Below are 11,384 nucleotides of genomic sequence, written 5' to 3'. Positions count from 1 at the left end.
ATCTTTCCTTGGTCAAAGTCCCCCAGACTGGGGGATTTAGGGGGCTGAAGCCGCGTGAAACGAAGCGACAACGACTTGTGTATACACGGTAGCTTATTGTTTAGAGGCTAGTGTTTTTTGCGGGCTATCAATCCCAGCGATCGAGCTTGTAAACGACCTGCATCTGATCGTTTGAAGTGACGCGAAAGACTTGATTCCAGGTGTTGCCCTTTTGTAGTCCAAGACCACAGCCTTCGGCTTCATCTTTACCATGCACCACAGCAGTTTTGGCATAGGCTTCGATCGTAGACCGAACTCCGTGATACTCATTTTTGAGAAACTGTGGAAAGAAGCCACATCCCTGACGGTAGCCTTTGTCTTTTGCATCCTTGAGAATAAAGAACACTTTTTCGCCGTGGTGAGCAAAGTTTTTGGCTGCATTCCATATTGAGGGCTGTAGCACGATCGCTGTCACAGGATGATAAACACCAGAGGACAAGTTCCACTGAGCAGGCGGCGATTTGTCTACATAAAAGTACCAGGTTACCGGGTTTCGGTTGTCCTCAAAATCCCATTGAACAATCGGCGGAGCATCTGGATTTTGGGCAGTAATCAATGCCATGTAGGACTGATTTGAAGCAGGGACAAAGTACTCGATCGTCGCCGCTGTTGGCAAAACAGTTTTAGAAAACTTATCCCACGTCATTGTAATGGGTGGCACCTCAAACGGTGCAGTTGTAGACGACGCAGACTGTCTCAAGTGAGAGAAGATCCCGTCCTTTTGGGCAGTGGTTTTAGAGGATGCCGGGAGCCATACCGCTTGCAGGTCGTCAAGCTTTGCAAATCGTCGCTCTAATGAGCCAGCAGTCTCCAACGTCTCAACGATTTTTTCGGCTTGAGCAATGTTTCCATCAGTGGGGGCAGCCGTGGGGCGCAGATACTGAAGCGGATTCATTTTGGCATCAAATCTGAGTTTGATCTGAGCGAAGGGCAGATCCGTCTGAATGTCTTCGAGTAGCGTACCAATCATGCTGCTGCGAACATGACAAAACCCAGGGGGCGCATTAGCAACCGCCAGCCAAGTCAAATTTTCTCTAGTCCGCAGATTGCGAGACGCTTGCCGTTGCTCATGGAGACGAACCAGCCATCCAGCAACATCAATACATTTTTCAGAGCGGTAGAGTGTCTCTGTAGTAAGTAGCGCGTGAGCCTTCTTCACCACCTTAAGCGGAAACTCCTCCAGCCCTCTCAGCAGCATTTCATAGTCTTGCTTTTTTTCGGCAACGACTTGCGCGATCGTTTTCACCAAAGAAGGCTTAAAGATCAGATCATCCGAAGGAACCACAGCAAGATGTTGCCAAGTGCTGGTTTGAGGAATTCCCCAGATTGACTGATCTGAGAGAAACACATTGTCAATCGGCGATCGAGAAACCACCGAAGAAAGCGCAGCGATCGCCGCTGTATAGGGCGCTGGAACAATTGCACAATTCCACATTACAGGAATCAGCTTTCCATCTGAAGCGATCGACACAATGCCACCATAGCGCTCCACAAACCTCCGACAAGCAGAACAGGTATGGGCCTGGCGCAGAGCAGGCGGAAGTGCCTCCAAAAAGACCTGAAACAATGGAGGAGTCTGGGTTACAAATAGTGTAATTCTATTGTGTTGATGAGCAGTGACGGCGCTGAAATGCTCCCCGATCAACTCAACCAATGTAATAAAGTAACTACATAGCTCACTCTGATTGAGGTTATTGGCAGGTTGTGGTGAACTTGAAAAATCAGAGAGGGACATATCATTCCTAATCTCTTCAACGTGTGGACATGCCTGTAAACAAGCATAGACAGATCTTGCTTAACTGAGGGCATCTAGAACAGGCACAACAGTTAAGTGATCGCCAGTCGATCGCCCTCACTAGACTCCTGCCCGAATCCGGAAACGCCCCCTAAATCCCCCACAAGTGAGGGACTTTGAGCCAAGACTTGCGGTTTCAAAGTCCCCCAGAATGGGGGATTTAGGGGGCACAAGCCGACCCAAACGGAGCAAGACCTAAGCAGCAGGTGACATCGAAAATTCTATTCATGCAGGAGATCTATTATACTGGGAGCGATCAAGCAGCATCAAGTCTAAATTGTTTGTAAACACGTCCACGATCGACTTGTAAAAACGTCAGTTCGACAAGGGGTTTTCGCTTCGTGACTTGCCTCTTCTAATCCCCCAATTTCGAGGAACTTCAAGCCATGATTTCTGGTTCAAAGTCCTTCATCTACAAGGGGTTTAGGCAGCAAAGCAAATCTAAAATCAGGGCGCAAAAACTCTCAAACTTTACGTCTACAGCGCGCGCCAGCGACCAATTTCGCCGCCTAACGTCACATAGTAGAGATTAGAGTCAGGGCCTGTGGCCATTTGCACAACGCCAAATAGATTATTCTCAAATCGCCGCACATTGTCCACCTTGCCGTTTGCATCAAAGAACAAGGTATCTACATAACCCTTACTAACATTGGTGATAAACAGCGAATCATTGTAGATGCTAGGGAACGTATTGCCCGTGTAGAAATCACCAACTGCGATCGCATCACCGCCTGCTCCTCCATGCTCGATAGTGTAAATAGGAGCCGTCACCGTTGCACCACTGTTGTAGAAGTTTCTCACCGACTGCAAGCTAGAATAGCCGCCCGTTCTAAAGCTTTCTCCCGTGTCAGGATTGCCGCCCTCATAGCCTACCCAGCCAAAGTTTTCTCCACCGTCCCCTGCATTGACTTCTTCCCACTTCGTCCAGCCCACATCCCCAATGTAGGTTTGGCCATTGTTTTCGTTGATGGTAAAGCGGAACGGATTGCGTAGACCAGATTGCCACACTTTAGACGCATTGCTGTTAGGGTCACCATTAAAGAACGGGTTGCTGGAAACGCCTTGTCCAGTGATGGGGTCGAGGCGAAGCATTTTACCCGACAAGCTATTGACATCCAAAACTCGGATAGCTCGTGGGTCAACCGCGTTGTAAGAAGCCCCGTCACCAATACTCACGTAGAGATAACCATCCGGCCCAAACTTCACATTGCCCACGGCGTGAGATTCACTGTCGAGAGGAATGAAATCCTGCACAAAAGAACCATCTGGGTTGCGTCCTGATTCTGCGATCGTGAAGTTGTTGGTGCTGTTGAGGTCGGGGCGATTGATATATTGCCAGACGCTGTTTTTACCAAGAATGACAACTTCGCTGCCAGGTACGACCGTTGTGTAGTTGGTATTCGCATCAGCAGTCACCCGAATCATGCGCGACGTGCGGTTGCCCACGCCATCTCGACCCGCCAAACCAGAACGAGTCGCCGTTTCGGGTGGATCGTAGGAGTACAGCAGATAGATGTATGGGCTGCCCTGAGTCAGTTGAGGATGAACGGCAATGCCCAACAGTCCCCGGTCTCTCGGCCCATTTACCTCATTCGTAATGTCAATGAATGGAGTAGCTTGCAGAACGCCGTTTCTCATGACTCGGACTAAGCCCTGCTTTTGAGCAATGTACATCGTGCTCCCATCTGGACTCCAATCAATGGCAGTGGGTTCAGAAAGCCCTGTTTGAAGCGACTCACGAGCAAACCGACCCGGATCATTGTCCGCGATCGTAATCGTGGCCGTGAGTTGATTATCTAAAACGCCACCAGTCGGGTTGCTCAAGGTCAGGTTGATCGTTTCGTTGGGTTCTCCGAGCACGTCGTTTGTGATCGCCACCTGGAACGTCTTGATGGTTTCTCCGGGTAAGAAAGTCAGTGTCCCGGTTTGAGCGGTATAGTCAGCGCCAGCGGTCGCCGTCCCGTTGCTGGTGGCATATTGCACAGTGGCGTTGTTTTCAGTGTTGCCGCTGCGCTGTACGCTGATCGTGACTGCATTGCCGTCCTCATTGACCGTATACTGACCCACACTAAACCCAAGGTTGGCAGGCGCATCGTCATCGAGAATGGTGATCAGCGCTGTCCGGTTAGTGCCGAGAGCCGCCCCGATCGTTTGCCCCAGCCCAAAGCCAAATCGCTTGGTGTCTTCTGCAAGGGTGTCGTTGAGAATCGGAATCGCCACCGTTTTGCTAGTTTCACCGTCAGCAAATTGCAAGAAGCCCGCTGTCGTGGTGTAGTCGGCTCCCGGAAGGGCCGTTTCATCGACGGTGGTGTAGTTGACGGATGCGGCCCCAAAGCTGCCGCCTACTCGATCGACGCGAACCGTCGCCGTCCCTACATTTTCATTCACCGTTACGGCATTTTCGCCAATCACGATCGTGCCCGTTGGCAAGGGTGGCAAAGGCGGCGGATTGGTGCCCGGCGCGCTCAAAAGCTGTGCCCGCGAAATCACCTGTTTGGCTACGCCAGGGCCTTCCCAGGTAAGGCGAGAAAAGGCGCGTCCGGTGACATTGACATATTCCACCTGAAAGTCATAGCGCTGCCCGGAGACAAAATCGATCGCGCCCGTAACTTCGGTATCAGCAGGAGTTGTTGGAACCAGGTTGTCGATAACGGGCTGACCGTTGATCAAGACCCGCATCCCATCGTCACTCGTCGCTGCAAAGGTGTAGGTTCCCGTCGATCGGGCTTGAATTTGACCCGTCCAACGTACCGAAAAGGTGTCAGGGTCGATACTCGCATCGGGGGTGCCACGGCCCCAGTTGTAGTCTACGTTGGGGTCGATTCGCGTCAGTTTTAGGTCTGTGAAGTCACGATTGTTGAAGTATTCTCCTAAAATTCCGTCGCCGCGTCCAGGAGCGCCTGTGCCATCACCGGGATCAAAGGTAGTCGTATCAAATTCCCAGTTTTCAATGTCCTGACTGTTGATGGTGCCACCTGTCCCAGCGGTAAAGCCCACATAGGCACTCGAACCGACCACACTTGCAAGGTCGATCGTATAAGAAAGCAGAGCCGCTGTCGGCTTAACGGTGCCTTCTGAAAGAAACACACTCAGTTGATCGGTGGCTGCATCGTAGTCAACCCAGGCATTAACCGGATTGCCGCCATTCATGTCAAAGGTGGGATTTGCCAGGGCCAGATGGGCGGCGGCATTGCCATTTTGCAGAATTGCAACGTGATTTCCGGTAGGGTCGTTGGGGTTCTGATAAGTGTCAAACTCGATCGCGACACTAGAGCCAATCGGGACTGTTGCGGCTTCTCCGTCGGGAGCATAGCCCAATCCGCCACCATAGCCTCCGATCGCCCCCGCCCCCGCCGCACTGTTTTGCAGCACAAAGGTAAAGCCATCCCCTCCGACTGCCCCATAGCCGCCTGACAGATTAAAGCGGAACCGGGACTGGAAGGAGGTGTTGCCGTCAAACTCAAAGGGCGTGGCCGCAAAGGCGCTACCCGACTGGAACGGTTGGGCGGGGGTCAGCCGCAGGACGTTGCCCACTTGAGCCGCCTTCCCGTTGAGCCGCAGTCCGGTTGTGGTTGAGAAGTCGTCAAAGTTAAAGGTTGGCAAGACAGCATCGTAGGCTTGCAGGGCGGAATCTGTAAAGGCTAGTCCAGACTCGATCGCTCCGATGTGTTGTTCTAAGACCCAATCGCCACCGAGGGTTGTGTTTCCGGTGCGATCGCTAGAGGCTGCGATGTCTGCTCCGGTCAGTTGGCTGAGTTGTTGAATAAAGGTCTGACCTGCTTCGCCTGCGGCTACGTCACACCCATACAAAAGAATATCTGCGTTGGCGGTGAGAGCGGTTGCCCAGTGCTGCAATTCACTGCTGTGTGTGTTGAGGCTAGTCAGGTCGATCGTGGCGTTTCCGAGTTGTACCCTGCCCGCGCTGCCATGAGAAACGATGTGAAGGCTGGTGAGTCCGCTGCGATCGGCAAGCACTTCGCTAATCTGAGTCAGCCCATCGCGGGTCGCATCCAGCAACACGACTTCTCCTACCAAGGCTCCTGCGGCTAAACTCTGATAGTTTTTCACCGTTGAGTCGAGGATGACAAGGCTGCTAGAGGTTGACCGCACAGCGGAGGCGCGATCGTGAAGATCAGCCAAATCAAAGTAGGAACGATTGTTAACAGTAGAGAGACTCAAATCTGAGTTGAGCAGACCGTTACTGCTGGCTAAATTTTGCATTTGCTTAGTGCCTGACTTATAAAATTCGAGCAAACGACGCACGCTTCTGTCTGATTGGATTTGAGCCAATCCGCAGCAGGGAGCAACCTGCCTGATGAGACAAGGAAATAGAGCGCTCTAAAGAGAGCATTTTTGTTAGAGAAAGCTTTGTGCTTTGCACAGGGTGCGGTTGGTGAAGCTAGTGGGGCGATGACTGAGCGATCGCTAAGCAACGCCGAACACACTTCAATGAAACCGAGTCAATAGGGTCTAAATGGTGCCATTGATAAAACAACTGGGTGCGCTTTGACCTGACTGAACCTTTTCACAAAATCATCGATTATCAAGAAAAATAAATGGTGTTTATTCTTACCTCTATCGATGGATGAGAAATCGGTTGAAATCGTGATTCCTCTGATGCGTACGAACCTATCACTCCTGGAAAATAGACGGTAAGTAGTTATGCTGAAACTTCATCGAAAGTTAATGACAGAGGCAGTACCCAAAAGTTTTTTGTGAAGTCATTTGTCCCTGTAGGCATTAGAAAAAGGCACCACTTCCTTAAGGGATTGGCGTTCTTAGCAAGGCGAGTGGCTCTATATGAGAGTTCCCAACAGCCTTGCTGACTGGTTTTGACCGTATCACGAGTTCAAAAGTTCTGTGGGTGCTTTTACTGGAACTTCAACGTATCAATAAAAAGTTGTTGAGGCTATCGGAGAGTCCTTTACACAAAAATCAGTGAAACCCTCGAAATTCCGTTCTACTAAAGAAATACTTGTGTAAAGAGTCTGTGAAACTACGATCGCTCCGCAAAAACGCGCAAGCAGGCGATCGTAGTTTCTGTATTCAGATCTCCACCCTCCTCAAAAAAGCGGGGATCTGTGTTCTTTCTGTGTTCTTAAGGGTTTAGAACAGATTAGAACAGAGCAGACGACAGCCACGACGAATGGAAGTAGCCCCTCTGGTGACGGCTAGGCGATCGGCCGCCAACGACCAATCACGCCGCTATTGAGATTTGCGTAGTAGAGATTGGAGTCAGGCCCTGTCGTGATCTGAGTCAGACCAAATAGATTGGAAGCAAACCGCCGCACTCCACTCACCTTGCCAGCTTCATCAAAGGATAAAGTGTCGATCGTTCCTTTACTCAGGTTGGTGATAAAGAGCGACTTGTCGTAAATGGCGGGAAAGGTGTTGCCTGTGTAGAAGTCACCGACGGCGATCGCGTCCCCTCCGGAGCCTCCGTGCTGGAAGGCATAAATAGGAGCCGTTACGGTTGCGCCACTGTTGTAGAAGTTGATCACCGACTGCAAGCTAGAATAGCCCCCTGTTTTAAAGCTCTCTCCCGTGTCAGGATTGCCGCCCTCATAGCCTACCCAGCCAAAGTTTTCTCCGCCGTCCCCGGTGTTGACTTCTTCCCACTTTGTCCAGCCTACATCTCCGACATAGACCTGCCCGTTGTCTTTGTTGATGGTAAAGCGGAACGGATTGCGTAAGCCGAGTTGCCAGACTTTAGAGCGATTGCTTTGAGGATCGCCGTCAAAGAAAGGATTGCTGTCGGGAGCCGCTCCGGTGATCGGATCAATGCGAAGAATTTTACCCGACAGGCTATTCACATCCAGCACCCGAATCGCACGCGGATCAACCGAATTGTAGGAAGCGCCATCACCATTGCTGACATAAAGAAAGCCATCCGTGCCAAACTTGACGGTGCCGATCGAGTGAGACTCGCTATCTAAAGGCAAAAAGTCCTGCACAAAAGACCCATCCGGATTGCGCCCCGATTCGGGAATGTTGATATTGTTGGTACTATTGCCATCGGGACGGCTGATATATTGCCAGAGGCTATTTTTACCTAAAATCACAACAGCACTATTTGGAACGACGGTGGTGTAGTTTGTGTTGACATCGGCCGTGACGCGAATTAGACGCGCGGTACGATTACCCACGCCATCGGGCCCCGCCAGACCTGAAAATTGGTTGACCTGGGGCGGATCGTAGGAATACAGCAGATAAACATAAGGACTGCCCTGGGTCAGTTGTGGATGAACGGCGATGCTCAACAGTCCACGATCTCTAGCACCGTTGACTTCTCCTCGGAGGTCGATAAAGGGCGTAGATTGCAGCACTCCATTTCTCGCGACCTGGACAATGCCTTGTTTTTGGGCGATGTACAGGGTTTGCCCATCAGGACTCCAGTCAAAGGCGGTGGGTTCAGACAGTCCCGTGATAACAGGGTCGAGACTAAAGTTGCCGGGGTCGTTGTCTGCGATCGTCATCACTGCCGTTTGTTGAGTGCCCAGAGTCCCGCTGGTCGGGTTGCTCAAAGTCAGGGTGAGTGTCTCATTGCGTTCGCCGATCGTGTCATCCAAAATCGGAACCACAAAGGTCTTGGAACTGTCTCCAGGGGCAAAGTTTAGCGTTCCTGAGACGGCTGTATAATCGCTGCCTGCCGTTGCAGTGTCATTGCTGGTGGCATAGTTAACACTGGCTGCCTGAGTCCGATTGCCTGCTCGCTGAATGGTAATGGTCGCGGTTCCGTCATTTTCATTCACTCGGTAGTCAGCCACACTAAAGGCAAAACTGCTCGGAGCATCGTCGTCGAGAATGGTGATCAGGGCGGTGCGATTGGTGCCAAGGCTAGCTCCGGTGGTTTGCCCCAGCCCAAAGCCAAATTGCTCCGTGTCTTCTGGTGTCGTGTCATTCAGAATAGGAACGCTGACGGTTTTGCTGGTTTCACCCGACGCAAACTGCAAAAATCCATTCGTCACCGTGTAGTCTGAAACTGCGATCGCCGACCCTTCAGCCGTGCTGTAGTTCACAGAAGCCGGCCCGTCGCTGCCATTGATCCGATCGACTCGAATGTTCACCGTTCCTGCATTTTCATTGACGGTAATGGCGTTTTGCCCCAGCACGATCGTGCCTGGATTAACCGATGGAGGCGGGCCAAACAACTGGGACTGAGGAATAATTTGCGCTGTCTGACTCTGACTTAACCAGGATAACTGCGCCACTGCGCCACCCGTGTTCTCAAAATATTCCAAACGAATGTCGTATTTCTGTCCGGCGAGGAGCGCGATCGTGCCGCTATTCACCGTTGGCGACTGATTAACAAAGCGGTTAATGACTTGCTGACCATTGACAAACAGCCGTACGCCATCATCGGTATTCGTGAAGAAGGTGTAAGTTTCGCTGTAGAGGGGCTGAATTTGTCCTGTCCAACGCACCGAGAAGGTATCAGCGCCAATGCTCGAATCAGGCGACCCCGTGCCCCAGTTGTAGTTGACCGTAGCATCGGTGCGCGTGACTTTCAGATTGGTGAAATCAATGTTGTCATAATATTCGCCTCGTAGTCCCGTGCCGTTGCCAGCAGGTGGAGGAGGGGGCAGTGGAGCAGAACTGCTAAACAGTTGAGACTGAGGAATAATCTGCTTGCTCACACCGGGGCCAGCCCAAGAGAGCCGAGAAACTGCGCCCCCAGTGTTTTCAAAGTAGTCTAATCGAATGTCGTATTTTTGCCCTGCAACTAAGTTAATCGTGCCTGCGACCTCGGTTGGAGCCTGATTAACATAGCGATTGATAACTTGCTGACCGTTGACAAACAGCCGTACCCCATCATCTGAGGTCGTAAAAAAGGTATAAGCGCCCGTGGTCGTGGGGAGTACTTGCCCCGTCCAGCGCACTGAGAAGGTATCTGGCCCAATTCTGGTGTCGGGCGAGCCAGTTCCCCAGTTAAAGTTAACGGTCGAGTCTACTCTTGTCAGTCTCGAATTGGTGAAATCAAGGTTGTCAAAGTATTCACCTCGTAGTCCGTCTCCGCTAGTAGTGCCTGTTCCGCCTCCACTGCTCGTTGACGTAGAAAATGCCCAATTCTCAATGTCTTGGGCATTCACTGAGCCACCCGTTGCGCCACTAAATCCGACAAAGGCTCTAGAACCCACCACAGCCGCCAGATCCACCGTATAGGAAAGCGTTGAGGATGTCGGCTTGAGGGTGCTTCCTGATAGAAAAATGTCCAGGCGATCGCTGGCTGCGTTGTAGTCTACCCAGGCATTAACCAAACTGCCGCTATTGAGGTCGATCGGGGCGTTGTTACTCGCCAGAGTAGTCGAACTCCCATTTTGCAGAACGGCGATGAAGTTGTTGCTGAGTTCTCCGGGGTTTTGGAAGCTATCAAATTTGACCGCTAGACTCTGAGCGATCGCTCCCACATAGCCCAGATTACTCCCGCCAAGTCCGAGGGCATCAATGCCAGCCGTGCTGTTTTGCAACATAAACGTGAAGCCGTCTGCGCCATTAGTGCCTTGTCCCCCACTCAGACGAAACTGAAAGCGAGTCTCAAAGGAGGTATTACCGTCGATCTCAAAGGGGGTCGTAAAGAAAGCACTGCCCGCCTGATTGGTGACGGCTGAGGTCAATCGCAGAGCGCTACCTGACTGGACTGCGTTGCCATTCAGTTCTAGTCCGGCGGTGTTGGTAAAGCTGCTGTAGTTAATGGTGGGGTTAGCCAGAATTGCAGTGTAGGCTGCCAACAGTTCAGAATGCAGTCCGAGGGTTGTCTCGATCGACCCTGTTTGCGTCTCAAAAATCCAGTTGCCTCCCAGGGTTGCGCTGCCTGTACGATCGATGGAAGCTGCAACATCGGCCCCCGTTAGCTGGCTCAGAGTTTGGACGAAATGAGAGCCACTTTCTCCCTGGGCTACTTCGCACCCATAAAGCAAAATATCTGCGTCGGGTGTGAGCGCGTCTGCCCAACGGTTTAATTGGCTACTATGAGCTTTTAAGCTGGCCAGGTTGATCGTTTCGCTGCCCAGTTGTAGACTGCCAATGCTGCCATGAGAAACGATATGTAGGCTGGCGATGTTGTGGCGATCAGAGAGGAGTTGGCTAATTTGAGCTAATCCATTTTGTAACGGATCGAGCAAAATGACTTCCTGACCTGGTAGTGCGCCTGCTGCGAGCGTTTGAGCATTTGGGACAGTTACATCGATCACCATCAGGCTCGATCGCCCCGAAGACCGCAAAGATGAATCTATATCACTCCTCAAAGTCGAATCACTATCAGCGCGATCGAGCACAGAAGAAAACCCCAATTCCAACGGACGGGCAGGATTGATTAAAGTTTGCATTTGTTTAACGTCAAAAACGACACGGATGCAACAACCCAAGGCGTAATTCTGTAAGGAGATGCTGGAATTTGCCCGATAGTCGATCGCCTACTGCATTTCAGAAACGGAACCTAACTACCAACAATGAGCACCCCCTAAAATGAGCAGCACACTGTAGTAGAGAAGCCAAAAATGCCAGCTTTTCCCTGAGTTTTGATAGAGCAACCCTGTCACCAGTCCCGATT

General features: G+C 51.4%; 3 protein-coding genes. All 3 read right to left on the bottom strand.

Annotated features, from left to right (window positions below; translation table 11 throughout):
- Positions 1 to 127 precede the first annotated feature (127 nt).
- The 3 genes from ACKFKF_RS20655 to ACKFKF_RS20645 all read right to left on the bottom strand — a co-directional run bounded on the left by ACKFKF_RS20655 (position 128) and on the right by ACKFKF_RS20645 (position 11,160).
- Positions 128 to 1,774, bottom strand: a complete 1,647-nt coding sequence (locus tag ACKFKF_RS20655; RefSeq protein WP_446869456.1) for a hypothetical protein — start codon at positions 1,772 to 1,774, stop codon at positions 128 to 130.
- Between the two features lie 537 nt (positions 1,775 to 2,311).
- On the bottom strand, positions 2,312 to 6,097 hold the full coding sequence (locus tag ACKFKF_RS20650; RefSeq protein ID WP_446869454.1) for a DUF4347 domain-containing protein: 3,786 nt from the start codon (positions 6,095 to 6,097) through the stop codon (positions 2,312 to 2,314).
- Between the two features lie 908 nt (positions 6,098 to 7,005).
- The gene (locus ACKFKF_RS20645) at positions 7,006 to 11,160 is read right to left on the bottom strand and encodes a PA14 domain-containing protein (protein ID WP_446869453.1); all 4,155 of its coding nucleotides are present in this window, start codon (positions 11,158 to 11,160) and stop codon (positions 7,006 to 7,008) included.
- Between the last annotated feature and the right edge of the window lie 224 nt (positions 11,161 to 11,384).

It is taken from the genome of Phormidesmis sp. 146-12 (assembly GCF_052939495.1).
The sequence above is the reverse complement of the archived record's forward strand: the minus strand, read 5'-3'. Positions and strand labels throughout refer to the sequence as shown.

What these genes read in the sequence shown, in the direction of transcription:
- ACKFKF_RS20655 (WP_446869456.1), bottom strand. Translation starts at nt 1,774, where the DNA reads ATGTCCCTCTCTGATTTTTCAAGTTCACCACAACCTGCCAATAACCTC.
- ACKFKF_RS20645 (WP_446869453.1), bottom strand. Translation starts at nt 11,160, where the DNA reads ATGCAAACTTTAATCAATCCTGCCCGTCCGTTGGAATTGGGGTTTTCT.